The organism is Cellulosimicrobium composti, assembly GCF_009711085.1.
GTDB lineage: Bacteria > Actinomycetota > Actinomycetes > Actinomycetales > Cellulomonadaceae > Cellulosimicrobium > Cellulosimicrobium composti.
In genome coordinates, this window is the sequence record NZ_WMKA01000025.1 from 25200 (window position 1) to 45979 (window position 20780).

At 75.1% G+C, this 20780-nt stretch carries 23 protein-coding genes; 11 read left to right on the forward strand and 12 right to left on the reverse strand.

The features are described from left to right. Positions 1-9 precede the first annotated feature (9 nt). Positions 10-390, reverse strand: coding sequence for a cupin domain-containing protein (locus tag GJV82_RS11560; RefSeq protein ID WP_155099330.1), 381 nt, complete (start codon positions 388-390; stop codon positions 10-12). 109 nt (positions 391-499) lie between these two features. Here GJV82_RS11560 and GJV82_RS11565 point away from each other — a divergent pair, with 109 nt between their 5' ends. Then, positions 500-1666 (forward strand): aminopeptidase P family protein, encoded by a 1167-nt coding sequence (locus tag GJV82_RS11565; RefSeq protein ID WP_155099331.1) that lies wholly within the window; start codon positions 500-502, stop codon positions 1664-1666. A gap of 9 nt (positions 1667-1675) precedes the next feature. Here the strand turns inward: GJV82_RS11565 and GJV82_RS11570 are convergent, their stop codons facing one another. Continuing rightward, positions 1676-3079, reverse strand: a complete 1404-nt coding sequence (locus GJV82_RS11570) for an MFS transporter (RefSeq protein WP_318657559.1) — start codon at positions 3077-3079, stop codon at positions 1676-1678. A 119-nt stretch (positions 3080-3198) separates the two neighbouring features. Here GJV82_RS11570 and GJV82_RS11575 point away from each other — a divergent pair, with 119 nt between their 5' ends. From GJV82_RS11575 to mqo, 4 genes are all read left to right on the forward strand, one after another. Next, entirely contained in the window at positions 3199-3807 is a 609-nt protein-coding gene (locus GJV82_RS11575) for a TetR/AcrR family transcriptional regulator (protein ID WP_155099332.1), read from the forward strand. Then, a complete protein-coding gene (locus tag GJV82_RS11580) occupies positions 3804-4499 on the forward strand; it encodes a pyridoxine/pyridoxamine 5'-phosphate oxidase (RefSeq protein ID WP_318657560.1) in 696 nt (231 codons plus the stop codon). The genes GJV82_RS11575 and GJV82_RS11580 overlap by 4 nt, the downstream gene beginning before the upstream one ends. Continuing rightward, on the forward strand, positions 4496-5293 hold the full coding sequence (locus GJV82_RS11585) for a maleylpyruvate isomerase family mycothiol-dependent enzyme (protein WP_196217236.1): 798 nt from the start codon (positions 4496-4498) through the stop codon (positions 5291-5293). The genes GJV82_RS11580 and GJV82_RS11585 overlap by 4 nt, the downstream gene beginning before the upstream one ends. A gap of 131 nt (positions 5294-5424) precedes the next feature. Then, entirely contained in the window at positions 5425-6945 is a 1521-nt protein-coding gene (gene mqo, locus GJV82_RS11590) for a malate dehydrogenase (quinone) (RefSeq protein WP_318657561.1), read from the forward strand. Between the two features lie 85 nt (positions 6946-7030). On the opposite strand, the gene GJV82_RS11595 is transcribed toward mqo, so the two are convergent. Further along, positions 7031-7441, reverse strand: a complete 411-nt coding sequence (locus tag GJV82_RS11595; protein WP_155099334.1) for a hypothetical protein — start codon at positions 7439-7441, stop codon at positions 7031-7033. Positions 7442-7530: 89 nt separating this feature from the next. Here GJV82_RS11595 and GJV82_RS11600 point away from each other — a divergent pair, with 89 nt between their 5' ends. Then, positions 7531-8484, forward strand: coding sequence for a helix-turn-helix domain-containing protein (locus GJV82_RS11600; RefSeq protein ID WP_155099335.1), 954 nt, complete (start codon positions 7531-7533; stop codon positions 8482-8484). Between the two features lie 165 nt (positions 8485-8649). Continuing rightward, positions 8650-9759 (forward strand): fatty acid desaturase family protein, encoded by a 1110-nt coding sequence (locus GJV82_RS11605; protein WP_155099336.1) that lies wholly within the window; start codon positions 8650-8652, stop codon positions 9757-9759. Between the two features lie 54 nt (positions 9760-9813). On the opposite strand, the gene GJV82_RS11610 is transcribed toward GJV82_RS11605, so the two are convergent. Further along, positions 9814-10641, reverse strand: a complete 828-nt coding sequence (locus tag GJV82_RS11610) for a siderophore-interacting protein (RefSeq protein WP_318657562.1) — start codon at positions 10639-10641, stop codon at positions 9814-9816. A gap of 167 nt (positions 10642-10808) precedes the next feature. On the opposite strand from GJV82_RS11610, the gene GJV82_RS11615 reads away from it, so the two are divergent. Further along, positions 10809-11027 carry an SCO4848 family membrane protein gene (locus GJV82_RS11615; protein ID WP_024840795.1) on the forward strand — a complete coding sequence of 73 codons (219 nt, stop codon included), beginning with the start codon at positions 10809-10811 and terminating at the stop codon, positions 11025-11027. Here GJV82_RS11615 and GJV82_RS11620 read toward each other — a convergent pair. The 6 genes from GJV82_RS11620 to GJV82_RS11645 form a co-directional block, all read right to left on the reverse strand. Continuing rightward, positions 11014-11892, reverse strand: coding sequence for an RNA polymerase sigma-70 factor (locus tag GJV82_RS11620; protein WP_318657563.1), 879 nt, complete (start codon positions 11890-11892; stop codon positions 11014-11016). The two genes, GJV82_RS11615 and GJV82_RS11620, sit on opposite strands and share 14 nt — an antisense overlap. Continuing rightward, positions 11889-12482 carry a carboxymuconolactone decarboxylase family protein gene (locus GJV82_RS11625; RefSeq protein WP_155099338.1) on the reverse strand — a complete coding sequence of 198 codons (594 nt, stop codon included), beginning with the start codon at positions 12480-12482 and terminating at the stop codon, positions 11889-11891. The genes GJV82_RS11620 and GJV82_RS11625 overlap by 4 nt, the downstream gene beginning before the upstream one ends. 104 nt (positions 12483-12586) lie before the next feature. Next, a complete protein-coding gene (locus tag GJV82_RS11630; RefSeq protein ID WP_155099339.1) occupies positions 12587-12826 on the reverse strand; it encodes a hypothetical protein in 240 nt (79 codons plus the stop codon). A 70-nt stretch (positions 12827-12896) separates the two neighbouring features. Further along, entirely contained in the window at positions 12897-13664 is a 768-nt protein-coding gene (locus tag GJV82_RS11635; RefSeq protein ID WP_155099340.1) for a GOLPH3/VPS74 family protein, read from the reverse strand. A gap of 97 nt (positions 13665-13761) precedes the next feature. Further along, positions 13762-14481: an ABC transporter permease gene (locus GJV82_RS11640; RefSeq protein ID WP_155099341.1), complete on the reverse strand. Its 720-nt coding sequence runs from the start codon at positions 14479-14481 to the stop codon at positions 13762-13764. 56 nt (positions 14482-14537) lie between these two features. Further along, the gene (locus GJV82_RS11645) at positions 14538-15443 is read right to left on the reverse strand and encodes an ABC transporter ATP-binding protein (RefSeq protein ID WP_155099342.1); all 906 of its coding nucleotides are present in this window, start codon (positions 15441-15443) and stop codon (positions 14538-14540) included. A gap of 157 nt (positions 15444-15600) precedes the next feature. Between GJV82_RS11645 and GJV82_RS11650 the strand changes: the two genes are divergently transcribed. Together GJV82_RS11650 and GJV82_RS11655 are read left to right on the forward strand one after the other, a co-directional pair. Next, a complete protein-coding gene (locus tag GJV82_RS11650) occupies positions 15601-16851 on the forward strand; it encodes a sensor histidine kinase (RefSeq protein WP_155099343.1) in 1251 nt (416 codons plus the stop codon). Beyond that, the gene (locus GJV82_RS11655; protein ID WP_318657564.1) at positions 16848-17450 is read left to right on the forward strand and encodes a response regulator transcription factor; all 603 of its coding nucleotides are present in this window, start codon (positions 16848-16850) and stop codon (positions 17448-17450) included. Before GJV82_RS11650 ends, GJV82_RS11655 begins: the two co-directional genes overlap by 4 nt. On the opposite strand, the gene GJV82_RS11660 is transcribed toward GJV82_RS11655, so the two are convergent. Together GJV82_RS11660 and GJV82_RS11665 are read right to left on the reverse strand one after the other, a co-directional pair. After that, on the reverse strand, positions 17447-18763 hold the full coding sequence (locus tag GJV82_RS11660) for an MFS transporter (protein WP_318657565.1): 1317 nt from the start codon (positions 18761-18763) through the stop codon (positions 17447-17449). The two genes, GJV82_RS11655 and GJV82_RS11660, sit on opposite strands and share 4 nt — an antisense overlap. After that, positions 18760-19770: a LysR family transcriptional regulator gene (locus GJV82_RS11665; protein ID WP_155099344.1), complete on the reverse strand. Its 1011-nt coding sequence runs from the start codon at positions 19768-19770 to the stop codon at positions 18760-18762. Before GJV82_RS11665 ends, GJV82_RS11660 begins: the two co-directional genes overlap by 4 nt. Positions 19771-19905: 135 nt before the next feature. On the opposite strand from GJV82_RS11665, the gene GJV82_RS11670 reads away from it, so the two are divergent. Continuing rightward, positions 19906-20766 carry an aldo/keto reductase gene (locus GJV82_RS11670; RefSeq protein WP_155099345.1) on the forward strand — a complete coding sequence of 287 codons (861 nt, stop codon included), beginning with the start codon at positions 19906-19908 and terminating at the stop codon, positions 20764-20766. The last annotated feature ends 14 nt before the right edge of the window (positions 20767-20780 follow it).

The window sequence follows — 20780 nt, forward strand, 5'->3', positions numbered from 1 at the left end:
CCGCGCCGGTCAGGCGTCCGGCAGCTCGCGCAGCGGGGACGTGAGGTCGCCGCCCGCGTCGCCCGTGTTCACGGTCCCGCGCCGCTCGACGAGCACGGCGGACGTCTCCACGGCGGCGCGCGGGCGGTGCTCGACGCCGCGCGGGACCACGAACAGGTCGTGCGGGCCGAGCACGACGGACCGCTCGGCGCCGTCCTCGCGCAGGTCGATCGTCAGCTCGCCCGCGAGCACGAGGAACAGCTCGTCCGTGTCCGGGTGCGTGTGCCAGACGAACTCCCCGAGCACCTTGACCACCTTGACGTCCTCGTCGTTGAGGCTCGCCACGCGGTGCGGCTGCCAGTGCCCGTCGAAGGCGTCGAGGGCGGTGAGGAGGTTGCGCACGTCGCTCATGCGCCCACCCTGCCACGGCGGGCGCGCCCGTGAGCCCGCCCCCGCGCCCGACCTCCTGGCTCGATCCTCCTGGCTCGATCGCGGCGCCGGGCGGTGCGACGCTGGGGCCATGACGAGCACCGGTGCCGCACGCCCGGGGGCCGCGTTCGGCCCCGACGTCTACGCCGCGCGCCGCGAGCGCGCCGCCGCGCACGCGCGCGCGGCCGGGCTCGCGGGCCTGCTCGTCTCCCCCGGCCCCGACCTCGCGTACTTCACCGGGTACGCGCCGCCGGAGACGGAGCGGCTCACGCTGCTCGCGATCCCGGCAGACGGTCCCGGGCCGACCGTCGTCGTCCCGCTGCTCGAGCGCGGGGACCTCGCCGCCGCGCCGGGAGCCGACGGCCTCGACGTCGTGACGTGGCGCGACGGCGACGACGAGCACGACGCCGCGGCGCGCCTCCTGCGCGCGGACGGGTCGTACGCCGTCTCCGACGCGACGTGGGCCCTGCACGTGCTCGGCCTGCAGCGCGCCCTCCCCGGCGCGCGGTTCACCGCGTTCACCGACGCCGTCCCGACGCTCCGGGCCGTCAAGGACGCCCAGGAGGTCGAGCGCCTCGCGGCAGCGGGGGCCGCGGCCGACGCGGCGTTCGCCGACGTCCTCGGCGTCGCGTTCGCGGGCCGGCGCGAGCGGGACGTCGCGGCCGACCTCGACCGGTTCCTGCGCGCGCACGGGCACGAGCAGGTCGACTTCACGCTCGTGTGCTCCGGCCCGAACGGCGCCGACCCGCACCACGACGCGGGAGATCGCGTGATCGAGCCCGGCGACCTCGTGGTGCTCGACTTCGGCGGGCTGCGGGACGGGTACGGGTCGGACACCACGCGCACCGTGCTCGTCGCGGGCGGCGCGGACGACGCCCGCGCGGCGCAGCAGCGCGAGGTCCACGACGTCGTGCGCCGCGCGCAGCAGGCCGGGGTCGACGCCGTGCGCCCCGGTGCGACGTGCCAGGACGTCGACCGGGCCGCGCGCGCCGTGATCGTCGAGGCCGGGTACGGCGAGCACTTCGTGCACCGCACCGGGCACGGGATCGGGACCACGACCCACGAGCCGCCGTACATGGTCGAGGGCGAGGACCGCCCGATCGAGCCCGGCATGTGCTTCTCCGTCGAGCCGGGCGTCTACCTCCCCGGCCGCTTCGGCGTGCGGATCGAGGACGTCGTCGTCGCGTTCCCGCCCGACGCGCCCGACGGCGCGCGCCGCCTCAACACCTCGACGCGCGACCTCCTGACGGTCCGGTAGAACGACGGGTCAGGAGCCCTCGGCCCGGGTGGCGCGCACGTGCTCGTTGCGGATGCCGACCCAGCTCAGCACGCCGCCGAGCACGAGGAGCGCGGCCGTGACGACGAGCGAGCGGTGGAAGCCGTCGAGGTCGAGCACGCCGCCGACGATCACCCCGGCGAACGCGATGACCACGAGCCCCGCGACGCGCGACACGGCGTTGTTCACCGCGGAGCCGATGCCGGCGTCGGCCGCGGGGATCGAGCCGAGGATCGCCGACGTCAGCGGCGCGACCGTCATGGCGAGGCCGACGCCGAACAGGACGAGGCCGGGCAGCACCTGGGTGACGTAGACGGCATCGTCGGTGGTCGTGAGGAGGAGCAGGTACCCCGCGCCGCCGACGATCGGCCCGAGCGTCATGAACAGCCGCGGACCGTACCGGCCCGCGAGCGCCCCGAACCGGGTCGAGAGCGCGAGCAGCACGAGCGTCACGGGGAGCTGGGCGAGCCCGGCGGCCGTCGCGCTGTACCCGCCGACCTGCTGGAGGAACAGCGTGACGACGAACCCGCCGAAGTACAGGGCCCCGTAGATCGCGGCGGTGGCGAGGTTGCCCCACGCGAAGTTGCGCACGCGGAACAGGCGCGGCGGGAGCATCGGGTCGGGCGCGCGCCGCTCCCACGCGACGAACGCGACGAGGCACACCGCGCCGACGGCGAACGGCCCCCACACGAGGGGGTTCGCCCAGCCGAAGCGGCCCTGCTCGATGAGCGCGAACACCGTCCCGGCGAGCCCGACGGCGGCGAGCGTCGCACCGACGACGTCGATCCGGCGTCGGCCGCCCGGGGTCTGCGCGGCGCCCGGCTCCTCCGCGGCGGAGCGCGGGACACCGCGCAGGAGCCACAGCGTGACCGCGACGGGGAGCACGTTGATCCAGAAGACCCAGCGCCACGAGATCGCGTCGATGAGGATCCCGCCCAGCAGCGGCCCGACGATCGACGCGGTGCTGGTCCACGCGGTCCAGGAGCCGATGGCCCGGGACTGCCGCTCGCCGTCGAACGTGGAGATGATCATGGCGAGCGAGCTGGGCACGAGGAGCGCGCCCGCGACGCCCTGCAGCCCGCGCGCGACGACGAGGAACAGCCCGTCGGGCGCGAGGGCGCACGCGACCGACGTGAGGGCGAACCCGACGAGGCCGATCGCCATGACGCGGCGCCGGCCGTGGACGTCGGACAGCGACCCCGCGAGGAGGATGAGCGCGCCGAGCGTGATCATGTACGCGTCGACGACCCACTGCTGGAGCGCGAGGCCGGTGACCGCGCCCGTGGTCAGCTCGTCGGAGATCGCGGGCAGCGCGACGTTGACCACCGAGCCGTCCAGGAACGACACGAACGACGCGAGGACCGCGACCACCAGCACCCGCTGCTGCACCGTCACCGACCCACCGTACGACTGGATCCTCATGGCGTACCGACCGGGCACCGGGCGGCGGCGTGACGGGTGCGCCGCGACGACGCCCCCTCGACACCATACCTAGAGGTAGGTATGGTGCTCGCATGACGACGACCGACACCCGTGCGCGCCTCGTCGCCGCCGCGCAGGAGCTCTTCTGGGCGCAGGGCGTCGGCGCCACGAGCCCCCGCCAGGTGCTCGCGGCGAGCGGCGTGGGACAGGGCAGCCTCTACCACCACTTCCCCACCAAGCACGACCTCGCGGCCGCCGCCGTGCACGCCACGACGACGGCCGGGCTCGACGCGGCGCGCCGCGACCTCGACGCCGACGGGACGGCCGTCGAGCGGCTCGTGCGCTACCTCGAGCGGCCGCGGCCCGCGCTCGCGGGGTGCCGGGTGGGCCGCCTCGTGAGCGACCAGGCCGTGATGGACGACGCCACCCTCGCAGCGGAGGTCCGCGACTACTTCCGCGGGCTCGTCGACCTCGCCGCCGCCGTCCTCGTCGAGGACGGGCTCGCCGCCGACGCCGCGCGCGACCGGGCGCACGCCGCCGTCGCGATCGTGCAGGGCGGGTACGTCCTCGCACGCGCCCTCGACGACCCGGACGCGATGGCCGCAGCGGCCCGCGGGTTCGTCGCGCTGCTCGCGCCGGGCCCCACGGCTCCCGGCCCCACGGCTCCCGACCCCGACGCGACCGCCCCGGAGGACTCGTGACCGCCACCCCCGACCACCCGGCCCCCGACCGCCCCACGCTGCGCGAGCGCCTGCGCGCGCTCCCCGTGCTCGGCGACGACCTGCCCGGCCTCGACGTCGACGCCGCGCCCGGAGAGCCGAGCGCGCTCTTCCTCGACTGGCTCGGGCACGCGATCGACGCGGGCCTGCCCGCGCCGCACGCCGCGACGCTGTCGACCGCCGACGCGAGCGGCCGGGTCGACGCCCGGACGCTCCTGCTCAAGGACGTCGACGGCGACGGCTGGGTGTTCGCGACGCGCGCGGACTCGCCCAAGGGCGTGGCGCTCGCGCAGAACCCGAACGCGGCGCTGACGTTCTTCTGGCGCGAGCACGGCCGGCAGGTGCGCGTGCGCGGTCCCGTCGTCCCGCTCGGTCCCGAGACGTCCGCGGACGACTTCCTCGCACGCTCCGAGGCGAGCCGGGCCACCGCGCTCGCCGGCCCGCAGAGCGCCCCGCTCGCGTCACTCGACGCGTACCGGGAGGCGTGGGACGCGGCGCTCGGGCGCGTCCGGGCCGACCCGGGCCTCGTCCTCGACGCGTGGTCGGCCTACGCGCTCGAGCCGACGACCGTCGAGTTCTGGGCGTCCACCGGCGCCGGCCAGACCCGCCTGCGCTACACCGCCGCGCCCGACCCTGCCCCGACCGGATGGACCAAGGAGCTCCTGTGGCCGTGACCGACACCCTCCCGCTCGCCGTGCCCGACGTCGAGGAGGTCCGCCGCGACGCGCGGGCCGCGCTCGACGCCGTGACCGCCGCGGCACGGCGTCTCGACGACCCGACCGCGCCCGGCGGCCTCGCGGGGCCGTCGGCCCTGCCGGGCTGGTCGCGCAGCCACGTGCTCGCGCACGTCACCGCGATCGGCGAGGCGATGGCGCGGCAGGCGGAGGTCGCCGCCCGCGGCGGGCTCGCCGAGGTGTACGACGGCGGCGCCGCGGGCCGCGAGGCCGGGATCCAGGCGGGCGCGCGGCGCTCGGTCGCAGAGCACGTCGCCGCCCTCGAGGCGCTCGCCGGACGGCTCGACGCGGCGTGGCCCGCTGCGGGCTCGCCGGACTGGGCGGCGCGCGTGACCTACCGCGACGGGACGGTCGTCGACGCGCTGGTCGCCTGGTGGCGCGAGGTGCGCGTCCACGCGGTCGACCTCGACGCCGGGATCGGGCTCGCGTCGTGGACCCCGGCGCTCGGGCACCACCTGCTCGACTTCCTCGGCGTCCGGCTCGCGGACGACGTCACGGTCGAGCTCGCCGGGGAGCCGGACCGGCTCGTCGTGGGCCCGGGCGGGCTCCGCCGGCCGGACGCGCCCGGGGTGGTCGTCGTGCGCGGGGCGCTCGTCGACGTCGCCGCGTGGCTCGCGGGCCGCTCCCCCGGCACGGACCCCGTCGCGCTGCGCGCGGGCGAGCCGGTCGCGCTGCCCCCGATCGGCCCGTGGCCGTCGCCGTACTCCCGGCCCGCGGCCGACGCGCGAGCCTGATCCGGGCGACCGGCGCCCAGGCCGCGACGTCCGTCCTGCGCCTCTCGGGACGTTCGTCCCGCGGAAGTGTGACCCACGCCCGTGACGCACCGCACAGTTAGTGCACTCTTTCACAAGCGTAGAATCGAGGGGTGTCGAGTCGAGCGAGCAACCCCGCAAGCAGCGCAGACCAGATCGACGTAGCCCTCATCGGCGGTGGCATCATGAGCGCCACCCTGGGGGCACTCCTCAAGGTCCTGGAGCCCACCTGGACGGTGCGCATCTACGAGCGCCTGGGCGCCGTGGCGCAGGAGTCGTCGAACCCGTGGAACAACGCCGGGACGGGTCATGCCGCCCTGTGCGAGCTGAACTACACGCCCGAGAAGGCGGACGGCTCGATCGACATCACCAAGGCGGTGAAGATCAACGAGCAGTTCGAGGTCTCGCGCGAGTTCTGGCACCACCTGCTCACGACGGGCGCCCTCCCGCAGCACGCGAGCTTCATCTCCCGCACGCCGCACATGACGTTCGTGCGCGGCGCGGCGAACGTGGACTACCTGCGCCGCCGCTACGAGACCCTGCGCCAGCACCCGCTGTTCAGCGAGCTCGAGTTCACCGACGACCCGGCGGTCATCGCCGAGTGGGCGCCGCTGCTCGTCGAGGAGCGCGAGGGCGACGAGCCGGTCGCCGCGACGCGTGCGACGAGCGGCACGGACGTCGACTTCGGCGCCCTCACGCAGCAGCTCGTCGACTACCTCGTCGCCCAGGGCACGCAGCTCTACCTGGAGCACGAGGTCAAGAACCTCAGGAAGACGAAGGACGGCCGCTGGCGCCTGACGGTCAAGGACCGCTCGTGGAACGCCCCGAAGCGCCGCTCGACCGTCGAGGCCCGCTTCGTGTTCGTCGGCGCGGGCGGCGGCGCCCTGCCGCTGCTCCAGGCCGCGGGCATCCCCGAGGCGAAGGGCTACGGCGGGTTCCCCATCAGCGGCGAGTTCCTGCGCACCGACAACCCCGAGCTCGTCGCGCAGCACCAGGCGAAGGTCTACGGCAAGGCCGACGTCGGCTCCCCGCCCATGTCCGTGCCGCACCTGGACACGCGCGTCGTCGACGGCAAGACGTACCTCATGTTCGGCCCGTACGCCGGGTTCAGCCCCAAGTACCTCAAGAAGGGCAAGTACCTCGGGCTGTTCACGTCGCTGCGCCTGCACAACCTCGGCTCGATGGTCGGCGCCGGCCTGAAGAACCTCGACCTCACCCAGTACCTCGTGGGCCAGCTCCTGGCGAGCCCGGAGACCAAGTTCACGGCGCTCCAGGGCTTCATGCCGGCGGCGCACCCCAAGGACTGGGAGACCATCACCGCGGGCCAGCGCGTCCAGGTGATCAAGAAGGACAAGGACGGCAAGGGCGTCCTCGAGTTCGGCACCGAGGTCATCGCCGCGAGCGACGGGTCGATCGCCGGTCTCCTCGGCGCCTCGCCGGGCGCCTCGACCGCGGTCCCCGCGATGATCGACGTCCTCGAGCGCTGCTTCCCCGCCCGCTTCACCAAGTGGCGCCCCGAGCTCGCGACGATGATCCCGAGCCTCGGCCAGGCGCCGTGGGAGGCCGAGGAGCTCGAGGGCCTCGACCAGCTCACGGGCGGCGCGGACGTCGACGCGGTCGGCTCGCGCGCCTGACCCGCACGGACACCCGTCGACGACGGCCCGGACCTCCCCGAGGTCCGGGCCGTCGTCGCGTCCGGCGGATCGCGTCCCGCGGTCGTCAGCTCGTCGTCCCCGCCCGACGGGTCGCGACGGGTGTCGCCGCCGCGCGGGGCGTCGCGTGCGACCGCGGTACCGGGAGCCGGCCCCGGACGCCGTCGCGCACGGCCGGGTTCGGGACGACCCGGTGCAGCACGAGCTCGGCCGCGACCTCGTGCGGGTCGGCCGGGACGGGCTCCGGTCGGCCGCCGGCCGCGCGCAGGTCCGCGTCCAGTCGTTGCGCGTCGCGGTCCCACGCGGCGCCGTGCACGGACCCGCCGCGCGCCCGGTCCCACGCGTCGGCGCCGGGCCACGCGCCGTCGGACCCCGCCGGGAACCACGGCCGCGTCGGGTCGTCGCGGCGGACCGCGAGCGCCGCGGCCGTCGAGCCGACGACGAGAAGAAGCACCACCACACCCCAGAGCATGTCCATGCCTCCACCCTCGTCGCGGGCTCCCCGCGCGACGAGTGGCAGGACTGACACCTCTCGACAAGATCCCGCCACGGGCGTACGGTGCCCGCATGGTCCGCTCCGTCTCCGCCGTCGTCACCGACGGCCTGGCCCCGTTCGAGTTCGGCGTCGTGTGCGAGGTGTTCGGCCTCGACCGCAGCGAGGACGGCGTCCCGAGGTTCGACTTCCGCGTGTGCGGGCCGGTCGCCGGGCAGCCGGTGCGCACGTCGGTCGGCGCCCGCGTGGTCCCGGACCACGGGCTCGACGCGACGGACGACGTCGACCTCGTCGTCGTCCCCGCGATCCGCATCGGCTCGGCGTACCCGCCCGAGGTGCTCGACGCGGTGCGGCGCGCGGCCGCGCGCGGTGCGCTCCTGCTCAGCGTGTGCTCGGGCGTGTTCCTCCTCGCGGCGGCGGGCGTCGTCGAGGGGCGCCGCGTCACGACCCACTGGATGCACGCCGACGAGCTCCGGCGCCAGTACCCGAGCCTCGACATCGACCCCGACGTGCTCTTCGTCGACGACGGCAACCTCATCACGAGCGCGGGGACCGCGGCGGGCATCGACGCGTGCCTCCACCTCGTGCGGCGCGAGCTGGGCGCGAAGGTCGCGAACACGATCGCGCGGCGCATGGTCGTGCCGCCGCAGCGCGACGGCGGCCAGCGCCAGTTCATCCAGCGCCCCGTGCCGGAGTGCGAGGAGGACTCGTTCGCCGAGCTGCTCGAGTGGATGACGGAGCACCTCGACGAGCCGCTCACCGTGCGTGATCTCGCGCGCCGGGCCCACACCTCGGAGCGCACGCTCGCGCGCTCGTTCGTGGCCCAGACGGGCACGACGCCGCTCGCGTGGCTCACGTCGCAGCGCGTGGCCCAGGCCCAGTCGCTGCTGGAGGAGACGGCGCTCGACCTGGAGGAGGTCGCACGCCGGTCCGGCTTCGGCTCCGCCGCGCTCCTGCGGCACCACTTCCGCCGGGCGGTCGGCATCACCCCGACGGAGTACCGCCAGACGTTCCGCTTCGCCGCGTGAGCGCGCGTCTCGGGCGCCGCCCGGGCGCGGCGTCTGCGCGAGGTCTTCACGTCGTCGGCTCGCGGCGCAACCTACGGTCCCGTAGGGTGGGGTGATCTGCACCACCGAGCGTCTGCTCATCTCCGCGGCTGGGAAGTCGACACCAACCCCCTTGCGAGGATGTTCATGACCTCTGCCGCCGTACGCCCGGGATTCCGGGCCACCCGCCCCCGTACCGACGACCCGGGCGCCGTCACGAGCACCTACAGCGCACTGTCGCGCACCGTGCGTGACGCCGGGCTGCTCCGCCGCACGCACGGCTACTACTTCTGGATGCTCGGGGCGCTGACGCTCGCGCTCGGGGGTGCCGTCGCGGGCTTCGTCCTCCTCGGGGACTCGTGGTTCCAGCTCCTGGTCGCCGGCGCGCTCGGCCTGATCCTCACGCAGTTCGCGTTCGTCGCGCACGAGGCGTCGCACCGCCAGGTCTTCACGTCCGGCAAGGCCAACGACCGCCTGGGGCGCGTCCTGGCGAACGGCGTCGTGGGCATCAGCCACTCGTGGTGGATGACCAAGCACACGCGCCACCACGCCAACCCGAACCGCATCGGCAAGGACCCGGACATCGCGCCGGACACGGTCGTGTTCCTCAGCGAGGACGCCGCGGCGGCGAAGGGCCTGCAGGCTCTCATCAACCGGTACCAGGGATGGCTGTTCTTCCCGCTCCTCACGCTCGAGGGCCTCAACCTGCACGTCACGGCCTTCCGGTCGCTGCTGACCGGCGGGCGCGCCCGCGGCGACGTCCGGATGCGCGTCGGGGAGCTCGTGACGATCACCCTCCGCCTCTCGCTCTACGCGGCCGCGGTCTTCTGGGTCCTCCCCCTCGGCATGGCGTTCGCGTTCCTCGGTGTGCAGCTCGCGGTGTTCGGCGTGTACATGGGTGCGTCGTTCGCGCCCAACCACAAGGGCATGGCGATCATCCCCGAGAACAGCAAGATCGACTTCCTGTCCAAGCAGGTGCTCACCTCGCGCAACATCCGCGGCGGCTGGTGGATGAACATCCTCATGGGCGGCCTCAACTTCCAGATCGAGCACCACCTCTTCCCGAGCATGCCGCGACCGCACCTCGCCCGGGCGCGCGAGATCGTGCGCGAGCACTGCGCGAACCTCGGCCTGCCCTACACGGAGACCTCGCTCGTGCAGTCCTACGGCATCGTCGTGCGGTACCTCAACCGCGTCGGGCTCTCGGCGCGCGACCCGTTCGACTGCCCGATGTTCAAGCAGCTGCGCGGCGTCTGACCGTTCTCGAGGCGACGCACCTGGCCCGGGCAGGGACGCCCGGCGCCGGCCGCCTCACGCGGTCGCCGCGCGGCCGTGCCGCCAGTAGCCGACGAAGTCGACGTTCGCCTTCGGCACGCCCCGGTCGCCGACCAGGTGCCGGCGCACGCCGGTCGCGAGCGACGACTCCCCCACCGCGTACGCGTAGACCGGCCCCGACGGCAGGTCCGCCGACCGCACGGTCTCGAGCGCGAGCCGCCCGGGCACGCGCCCGTGCGGGTCGCCCGACGCGCGGGCCGCGTCGCGCGGGACCCAGCGCAGCTCGACCCCGGCGGGGACGCGGAAGTCCTGGGCGTCCGCGGCCTCGGGGATCTCGACGACGGCGAGGCCGCGCGCGTCGTCGGGCAGGGACTCGCAGATGCCCGCGACCGCGGGCAGGCCGGTCTCGTCGGCGACGACGAGCGTCCAGTCGTGCTCGACGCGCGGGTGGTAGCCCACGCCCTGGTCGAGCAGACCGACGCGGTCCCCCGACCGCGCCGAGAGCGCGAACCTCGTCGCGGGTCCCTCGTCGCCGTGGACGACGAAGTCGACGTCGAGCTCGCGCAGGTCGGGCCGCGTCGCCCGCACCGTGTAGCTGCGCACCCAGGGCCGGCGCGCCTTGGGCGTCGCGAGGTACTGCACGTACCACATGCCCGACGAGCGCGTCGGCAGGCGCAGCGCGTCCTGGTCGTCGCGCGCGAGGAACAGCCGGAACCACTGGTCGTAGCCCATCGGCGTGAAGAGGTCCATGCCCTCGCCGCCCAGGGTCACGCGGACCACGTTCGGGCTGACCCTCGTGCTCCCGACCACGCCCAGCGTGAGGACGTGCGCGTCGGCGGGCTTGACCATCGTGTAGGCGGACACCCTGCTCCTCGGCATGCGGCCCGGCGGACGGGCGGACGGCGGACCGCGGACGCGGACTCCCGCAAAGGTTAGCCTCACCTCAGCGTGCCGTCGATGTGCGGGATCCCACACCTCGGAGGGCCGAGCACCGGACCGGCGCCGCACCGGCGACCTGTCATGCTCGTCGCGTGGAGCTCCCCGTCGTCTGGTCCCTCGTCCTCCTCGTCACCGCCGCGTGGAACCTGCTCGTCTGGCCGCGCTTCCTCCAGCGCGTCGCCCGGGACCCGCGGGCGCGCGACGCCGACGGCCGCGCGACCCGGTTCCTCACCGTCCACGTCGTGCTCGTCGTCGTCTCGCTCGCGCTGGCCGCCGCCGTGGGGGTGCTGGGCGTCCTCACGCTCGTCTGAGCCCCGCGAGCCGCTCGGGGTTGCGGAACAGCAGGACCCGGGCGACGCGCTCGCCGTCGTACTCGACGCACGCCGCCATGACCGCCGCGCCGTCGAGCGTCCAGACCCCGCCCAGCGCACCGTTGACGAACGCGGGCTCGAACGTCATCGCCGTCGTCTCGGGCTTCGCCGCGAGGCCGACGAGCATGCGCGCCACCTTGTCCGCACCCTCGACGGGCCGCAGCGCCGCGCGCGCCTTGCCCCCGCCGTCGCTCACGACGACGACGTCCGGCGCGAGGGACGCCACGAGCGCCTGCGTGTCGCCCGTGGCGCACGCGACCATGAACCGCTCGACGGCGGCACGCTGCGCGTCGTCGGGGGCGGTGAACCGCGGGCGCCGCGCCCGCACGTGCTCGCGCGCGCGGTGCGCGGTCTGCCGCACGGCGGCGGCCGACCTGTCGAGCACCGCGGCGATCTCCTCGTACGGGAGGTCGAACACCTCGCGCAGCACGAACACGGCGCGCTCCAGCGGGCTGAGCGTCTCCAGGACGACGAGCAGCGCCATCGACACGTCCTCCGCGCGCTCGACCTGGAGCGCGGCGTCCGGCGTCGTGAGGAGAGGGTCCGGGAGCCACGAGCCCACGTACGTCTCGCGGCGGGACCGCAGCGCGCGCAGCCGGTCGAGCGCGAGGCGGGTCGTCACGCGGACGAGGTAGGCGCGCGGGTCGAGGACGTCGTCGCGCGCGGCGGCGGACCAGCGCAGCCACGCCTCCTGCACGACGTCCTCCGCGTCCGCCGCGGAGCCCGTCATCTCGTACGCGACCGTGAAGAGCAGGCGGCGATGGGCGGCGAAGGCCCCGAGGTGCGTCTCGACGTCGTCCGTCACCCGGCCAGCCTGCCAGCCGTCGCCGCGACGCGCAGGCCGCCCGCGGGCGGGACCGCGCACCGGTCGCTGAAGCCCTGGCTCGACAGCCCCAGGGCGGCGTTGACCCGGCTGCGCAGGTTCTCGAGCGCGACGAGCGCGGTGAGCTCGACGAACGCGGCCTCGCCCAGGTCGTCGAGCAGGGACGCCGCGAGCTCGTCGGTCACGGCCGGCGGCGTCGCCGTCGCCGCCTCCGCGAACCCCAGCACGCGCCGCTCGACCGGCGTGTACGCGTCGCTGTCGCGCCACGCCGGGACGTCATGGAGCTTGCGGGGGTCGACGTCGCCGTGCTCCGACTCCCAGTAGCCGAAGTCCACGCACCACGTGCAGCCGATCTGCACCGCCGAGGCCATGACGGCGAGCGCCGAGAGGGTCGGGTCGAGGCGGCGCCAGCGTGCGGCCCCCGCCTCGAGCGCGCAGTAGGTCGTCGCGACCCGCGCGTTGTGCCCGACGGCGGCGAGCGGCTCGAGCACGGCACCGTACCGGCGCCGGGACAGGGCGGCGAGCACCCGGTTGAGCAGGGTCCGGGGCGGGTCGAGGGCGATGCGGGCCATGACGGTCTCCTTCCGTGGACCGGCGCGGCGCGCCGGTCGGCGACTGGTCGACCATCCAGACGCACAGGGATCGCGCCGCGTGACATACGCCGGCGTGGCCTGCGTCACGGGCGGTGGGGCCGCTTCTCGTTGCCCCGGCGGTAGTTCCCCGTCGCACGCGCGAGCAGGAGCTGGACCTCGTGCTCGTCGCCACGCCCCTCCGCCGCGGCCAGGGCCGCCGCGAGCCGGGCGGCCACCGTCCCGGCCACCGTGACGACCACGCGCCCCCCGCGCGCCACGCGGACCCGGCCGTCCTTGGTCACGTGGTGGTCGAAGAGGTCGGGGACGGCATCTGCGGGCTCCATCCCGCCACGGTAGGCCGCGCCGCGCGGCGCGGGCCCGGCCTTTCCCGTGCCCCGCCGCGCAGCAGCGACCTCAACGGCCGCTCGCGCCGGACGCGCTCACCGCGACGGCGGCGCTCGCGGCAGCGACCGCCGCCGCCGTGCGGTTGACGGCGGACGCGACCGCCTCGGAGCCCCAGTGGCCGCGCTCGATCTCCTGGGCACGGGTCACCGTCACCGAGGTCCACGGCAGCGGCGGCCGCAGCGACGGGAGCGCGCCGCTCGCCGAGAGCAGGCCGATGACGGCCGCCGTCCGCGGGTCCGGCTCCTGCCCGTGCTCGAGGACGGCGCGGATCCGCGCCCGCAGCCCCGCCTCGTGCTCCTCGTCCGCGGCGGGCCAGCGCGTGCTGCGGAAGATGCCGAGCACCTTCCGGTCCTCGCGCCGGACCAGTCCGCGCGCGGCGAGCCGGTCGATCACCACGGTCCCGAGGTCGGCGCCGATCGCCACGAGCAGAGGCTGCACGCGCTGGGTCCTCGCGGCGATCGTGTCGTACGCCGACTGCAGGAGCGGGTCGGGCAAGGGGCCCTCGCCGTCGGGGAAGACGCGCGGCCCGTTGAGGATCCCCGACTCGTCGACCCGGATCCGTCCGCGCAGCGCGAGCTCGGTGAGCACGGCGCCGCCGAGCGTGTAGTACAGGGTGCCCGCGGCCTGGACGGAGGCGCCGTCGTCGTCCAGGAGGAGCAGCATCAGGTCGTCGACGATCAGCAGGTCGGAGCGGGTCGCGCCGGCGCGCGCCCCGCCCGGAGCGCCGCCGGGTCGGGTGACGGCGCCCGGGCCGGTGGTGGGGGTGCGGTCGTTCATGGTCGGTCCTCCAGGAGGCTCGTCGCGGTCCTCGCGCGCGTCTCGTCGGCGCGGAGCGGGTGTGCGGGCGCACGATCGGGTCGTGCGCCCGCGGGTGTCATCGGCGGGGCTCCCAGCGGAACATCTTCGCCGCGATCGTGATGGCGACGACGACCCAGGCGGCCGTCGGGACGAGGAGCAGGAGCGCGTCGCCGAGGGCGAGGCCCCCGTTCCACGCCCCCACCATGAGCTCGGTCGCCGCGCCTCCGGGCATGATGCGCTTGAGCTCGGCGAGGTCCTGCGTGCCGGTGATCCCGACCCAGCTCGCGACGGCGATCGTGCCGAGGCTCAGAGGGAGCGTCGTGACCTGCGCGTGCTCGGGCGAGGTGGTCACCCCGGCCGTGCCGATCCCGAGCGCGAGCATCATCGCGAACGTCGCGACGGCCGCGACGACGAAGAGCAGGACGTCCGCGGGCGTCCCCCCGACGACGGCGAACGTCGTGACGATGACCGCGACCTGGACGAGGGCGATCACGGTGACCGGGAGCACGAGACCGGTGAGGATCGCGGCGTCACCGGCGGCGGTCGAGCGCAGCCGTTTGAGGAACAGGCTCTGACGCCGGCCGGCCAGGGTCGTCACCGTCGTCACGTAGAGGCTGAACGCGGCGATGGTGAACACGAGCACCGCGGCGACGTACCCGAGGCTGCCGATCCCGGCGAACACGTCTCGGAAGCCGATGAAGAACGCGCTCGCGGCGAGCGGCATGAGGAGGCTGGTGATCAGGACCGCGCGGTCGCGCAGCACCTGGACGAGCTCGCTTTTCGCGATGGGGAGCATGAGGTCTTCCTTGTCTGGTCGGCGGGTCAGGCGGGGTGGGTGGCGGTCGGTCGCGGTCATCGGGGCGCGGGGACCGCGGGGTCGGTGCCGACGGCGCGGAACACGTCGTCGAGGCGGGTCGGGGCCGCGGACAGGCCGTCGAGCTCGACCTTGCTCGCGGCGGCCCAGTCGAGCAGCTGCTTGAGGTCGCGCTGGAGCTCGAACGTCTCGATCGCCCAGGAACGGTCCTCGAGCGGGACGGCCTGACGCGGGGGCGTCGCGGCGCCGGGCGGGAGCGAGAAGCGGATGGAGGCCGGCAGGGAGCGGGTCAGCTCGGCGACGGTCCCCTCGCGCTGGAGCGTCCCGCCGTGCATGAGACCCACCCGGTCGGCGTGCTGCTGCGCCTCCTCGAGGTAGTGCGTGGTCAGCACGATCGTGGTGCCGTCGGCGCGCAGCTGCTCGACGGTCTCCCACAGGGCGTCCCGGGACCGGATGTCGAGCCCCGTCGTGGGTTCGTCGAGGAACAGGAGCTCGGGCCGGCCGTAGACGGCCGTCGCGAAGTCGAGCCGCCTCTTCTCCCCGCCCGAGAGCTGGGCGACGCGGGTCTCGGCCTTGCGCGTGAGCCCGACGAGGCCCAGGACGCGCTCGGCCGAGTCCTCGCGCCCGGAGAGCCGCCCGATCAGCCGGACGGTCTCGGCGACGGTGAGCTCGGGGGCGAACCCGCTCTCCTGGAGCATCGTGCCGGTGCGCGGGCGCACCGCACGGCGGTCCGTGGGAGCCGCGCCGAGCACGCGGACGGAGCCGGTCGTCGCCGTCCTGTGCCCCTCGACGACCTCGAGGGTCGAGGTCTTGCCGGCACCGTTGGTGCCGAGGAGCGCGTAGAGCTCGCCGCGCTCGACCTGGAAGGACAGGTCCTGCACTGCCTGGAAGGTGCCGTACGTGGCGCCGAGCCTGTCGACGTCGATCACTGGGTTGGTAGCCATGGCCCTATATGAGCCCGCACGCCACCCCGTCACCAGTGTCGTCCCGTCAGGCCCGCGTCGTGAGGTCCGCAACCTCCCGGCCATGACGTGGTGTCACTGGCCGGGGCCGCGGTGGCACCCGGATACTGGGAGGAACGCCCCGAGAGAGCGAGCCGCCATGGACGACCACCGCGCTCCCCCGGGACGGGTCGCGCCCGCGACGCCGCGCTCGACGCCGGGCGCGACGCCGCGCGGAGAGTCGCGTCGGGCGCCGGGACGCTTCCGCCGTCTCAACCTCGTCACGCTGTTCCCCCTCCTCGCCGTCGTCGGGGCGCTCCTCGTCGCGCGGCAGGCGCAGACGTGGGTGGACGCGCTCGTCCTGGGGCTGGGGCTCGTCGCGGCCCTGGTCGCCTTCGAGCGCTGGACCGCGGGCGACGTCCTGCGCGTCGCGGTCCCGTGCCTCGTCGTCTCGGCGGCGGTCTGGCCCTACGGTGCCCTCGTGGTCGACGGCGGTGTCCAGGGCGCGTACTACGCGCTCGCGATCGTCTCGTGCCTGGTGATCCCGGAGCTCTCGCGGCACCGGGCCGCCGCCGCGGTCGCGGTCGGCGCGTACGTCGCCGGGGTCGGGACGTGGGGCCTCCTCGCCGACGGTCCTCCGACGACGGGCGGGCTCGTCTCCCAGGTCATCGTCCCGACGGGCGTCACCGTGGTCGTCATCGGCCTGCGGTTCCCCAACAAGGGGTTCTACGACGTCGTGCGCGAGCTCGAGGAAGCCCGCGCGCGCGAGGCGGAGCTCGCCGTCGTCCGCGAGCGCATGCGCTTCGCGAGCGACCTGCACGACATCCAGGGCCACACGCTGCACGTCGTGAAGCTGAAGATCGCCCTCGCGCAGCGTCTGGTCACGCGGGACCCTGCGCGCGCCGAGGCGGAGCTGCGCGAGACGTACGACCTGGTCGGCGAGACGATCGCGCAGGCGCGAGAGCTCGCCTACGGGCGTCGCCGGCTCAACCTCTCGGCCGAGCTCGAGAACGCCCGCAACCTCTTCGAGGCCGCGGGCATCCACGTGCGCGTCGACCGCCCCGCCGATCTGGGCGAGCCGGCCGACGACCTTCTCGGGCAGGTGCTGCGCGAGACGACGACGAACGTCCTGCGCCACTCGCGCGCGACGCTCGTGCACGTCGCGCTGAGCGAGCACGGCATCACCGTGGTCAACGACGGCGTGGCGGGCGACGCCGCGCCGCGGCTGCGCGGGCTGGCCACGCTGGCCCGGCGGGTGGCCGACGACGGCGGCGTGCTCACGGCCGAGGTCGTCGACGGCCGGTTCCGGACGTCGGTCACGCTCCCGGCGGCACGCCGGGGCGCGGGGGCGTCCGACGGCGCGGCGCCCGGTGCGGGGACGTCCGCCGCCCGGGGAGGCGGGTCCGCGTGACGACGATCGTCCTGGCCGACGACGAGGTCCTGCTCCGCAGGGCGCTCGCCTCGCTGCTGCCCCTCGAGGGCGACGTCACGGTGCTCGCGGAGGCCGCGGACGGCGCCGAGGCGGTGCGTGCCACGCTCGCCCACCGGCCCGACGTGCTCGTCGTCGACCTCGAGATGCCCGGCGTCGACGGCCTCGCCGCGGTCGCCGAGATCCGGCGCGTCCTGCCCGACCAGGTGATCCTCATGTTGACCCGCCACGCCCGCCCCGGCGTCCTGCGCAACGCCCTGCGGCTCGGCGTGCAGGGGTTCGTGAGCAAGTCCGCCGACCCGACCCACATCGCGGAGGTCGTCGCCGCGCTGCACGAGGGGCGCCGCTGGATCGACCAGGAGGTCTCGGCGGCCGCGATCATCGACGACGTCCCGCTCACCGACCGCGAGCTCGACGTGCTGCGCGTGACCCGTGACGGCTACTCCGTCGCGGAGATCGCCTCGCGCCTGCACCTCGCGCAGGGCACCGTCCGCAACTACCTCTCGAACGCCATGCAGAAGACGCAGACCCGCACCCGGCACGAGGCGGCGCGCTACGCGCGCGAACGGGACTGGATCTAGCGCCGTACCCCGGTGACGGCCGACGGCGGCGTGGCGGCGGACCGGGTGTCCGGCTCGTCGTCGTCGAGGTCGGGCCCGCGGTCGCGCCGCACGAGGTTCGCGAGCGGCGAGTACCGCGGGACCCACCGCGCGAGCGCGGCCGTGGAGCCCGCGCCGAGGACCGCCGTCGCCCACACGCCCGCCGCGAGCGACCCGATCGCCGCGCCCGCGGCGAGCACGAGCGGGCCGAGGGCGTCGCCGGTGTCCTGGAAGAGCCGCCACACGCTGAGGAACGTCGGGCGCACGGCGGCCGGCGCGACGTCGGCCCCGAGCGTCATGACGATGCCCGAGCCCATGCCGTTGCCCACGCCCAGGAGCGCCGCGACGACCGTCACCGCACCGGCGGTGTGGGCGAACGGGAGCAGCGCGAGCCCGCCCGCCATGGTGAGCATCGACGGGACCGCGACCCACAGGCGCCCGAACCGGTCCATGACCTTGCCCGCGGGGTAGAAGAGGAGCATGTCCAGTGCGCCCGAGACGCCGAAGACGAGCGACGTGACCTCTGCGTCCAGGCCGAGGTGCTCGCCCCACAGCGGGATGACGGTCTGCCGCGCCCCGCGCACCGCGGCGACGAGCAGGATCGCGACGCCGAGCGTCGCGAAGAGGCGCCGGTGCTCGCGCGCCACGGCCGCGATGCTCACGCGGGCCGCGCCGGCCCGGCCCGCCCGCTCCCGGGCGGCACCGCCCGGCGCGGGCTCCGGACGCACGACGGCGAGGACCGCCACCGCGGCGAGCGCCGCCCCGGTCCCGAGCCAGAACGCACCCTGCACGTCGCTCGCAGCGATGACCGCGGCCCCGGCGAAGGGGCCGAGGAACAGGCCGACGCGGTGCACGCCCGCGAGCGTCGACAGGACCCGCGCGCGGCGCAGCGGCGGCGTGATCTCCGTGAGGTAGGCCTGGCGTGCGAGGTTGAAGACGGCCGTCGACGCGCCGAGGGCGAGGACGCCCGCGGCGAGGCCGGCCAGCCCGGGCGTGACGGCGATCGTCGTGAACGCGGCGGTCGCGACGCCGCCCGCGAGGAGCATCGCGACGCGGTCGCCGAGCCGCTGGGCGAGCGCGCCCGCGGGCAGGTCGAACAGGATCTTGCCGATCGGGACGAGCGCCGCGACGAGCCCCGCGACGGTGAGGCTCGCGCCGCGGCCGGTCGCGGTGACGGCGACGACGGGGAGCATCGCGCCGACGCCGGTCTCCAGCAGGAGCGTCGGGACGAACGCGCCGAGGACGACGCTGCGCAGGGGGAAGAGCGGGGCGGCGCCGCGACCGGACGCGGTCACCGCACCTCCGCCACGACGTCGGCGGGAGCGGGTGCGGCGTCGGGCAGCACGGTGGGCGCGGCGGCCGCGGGCTCGACGACGGGCGCGGCCGCGGCGTCGGGCCGCGCGACCTCGACCCCCCGGCAGGCGGGCGCGTCGGCGAGGAGCTCGAGGAGCTGGGGCGCCGCCGAGGCGCCGCTGTCCCAGCGGCCCGTCACCACGGAGACGACCCAGCTCGGCGCGCCGCCCTCGGGCAGCGCGAGCGTGACGAGGCGCTCGGCCTGCGGCTTGGCGGCGACGTGCCGGGGAACGAGCGCGATGCCGAGGCCGCGGTCCACGAGCTCGAGGAGCGTGTGCACGTCGTTGACCGAGCAGCGCACGCGGCGGTGGACCCCGTGGGCGGCACACGTCGCGTCGTTCACGGGGCGCGCTCCCCACGACGGGTCGAAGTCGACGAACTCCTGGCCCGAGAGGTCGGACCAGTCCACACGGCCGCGCGCGGCGAGCGGGTGCTCGGGCGCGCACACGAGCACGAGGGGCTCGCTCCCGAGGACGGTCTGCGCGAGCGACCCGAGGTGGTCCGTGGTCGCGACGAACGCGACGTCGAGGTCGCCCTCGCGCACGCGCGCGAGGAGGTCGTGCGAGCCGGCCTGGGCGAACTGGATCTCGACCTGGGGGTAGCGACGGTGGAAGCGCTCGAGCAGGGCGGTGACGTCGAGGACCCCGAGGCACTGCTCGGACCCGACGCGCAGCGAGCCGGACAGGGCGCGCGTCGCCCGCACCACCGCGTCGCGACCGGCGGCGGCCTGCGCGAGCATGGACCGTGCGTGCGGCAGCAGCGCGAGCCCTGCCTCGGTGGGCTCGACGCGGCGGGTCGTGCGCGTGAACAGGCTCGCGCCGAGCTCCTCCTCCAGGCTCCGGACCGCGGCGGAGAGCCCCGACTGGGACACCCCGACGAGCTGCGCGGCGCGCGTGAACTGGCGCTCGTCCGCGAGGGCGACGAGGTACTCCATCTGGCGCAGATCCATTGATCACTCACTCTTCTACAAATGACAACTGCTAGTCGTTGGACTTCTAGGTTATCGGTTCCTACGCTCGACACGGCCGGCCCGCTCGCGGCCGCCGACGACACCCCCGCCTTTCCCGACCCGTGAGGGAGCACCATGCAGCAGCGCACGCTCGGAACCCGGACGGTCTCCGCGATCGGCCTCGGCGGCATGCCGATGTCCATCGAGGGCCGCCCGGACGAGGCCCGGTCCGTCGCGACGATCCACGCCGCGCTCGACGCGGGCGTCACGCTCGTCGACACGGCCGACGCCTACCACCTGCACGCGCACGAGGTCGGTCACAACGAGGAGCTCATCGCGCGTGCGCTGCGCTCGTACGGCGGCGACACGAGCGACGTCCTCGTCGCCACGAAGGGTGGCCACCTGCGCCCCGGCGACGGGACCTGGACGCAGAACGGCGACCCTGCCTACCTCAAGCAGGCCGCGAAGGAGTCCGCGCGCCGGCTCGGCGTCGACGCGATCGGCCTCTACCAGTTCCACCGCCCCGACCCCGCGGTCCCCTACGCCGACTCGATCGGCGCGCTCGTCGAGCTGCTCGACGACGGCGTGATCCAGCAGGCCGGCATCTCGAACGCCGACGTCGCGCAGATCGACCTCGCGAACAAGATCCTCGGCGGCCGGCTCGCGTCGGTCCAGAACCAGTTCTCGCCGCGGTTCCGCTCGAGCCAGGGCGAGCTCGAGCACTGCGCGGCCCTCGGCATCGCGTTCCTGCCGTGGAGCCCGCTCGGCGGGATCGCGAACGCCGCCGAGCTCGGGGCGCGGCACGCCGTCTTCCAGGACGTCGCGGCCGCCCACGGCGTGAGCGTCTATCAGGTGACGCTCGCGTGGGAGCTCGCGCTCGCGCCCGTCGTCGTCCCCATCCCCGGCGCGTCGCGACCCGCGTCGATCCTCGACTCGGTCCGCGCCGCGGACCTCACCCTGACGCCCGAGGAGGTCGCGCGGCTCTCCGCCGCGTGACGCCCGCCCTCCGG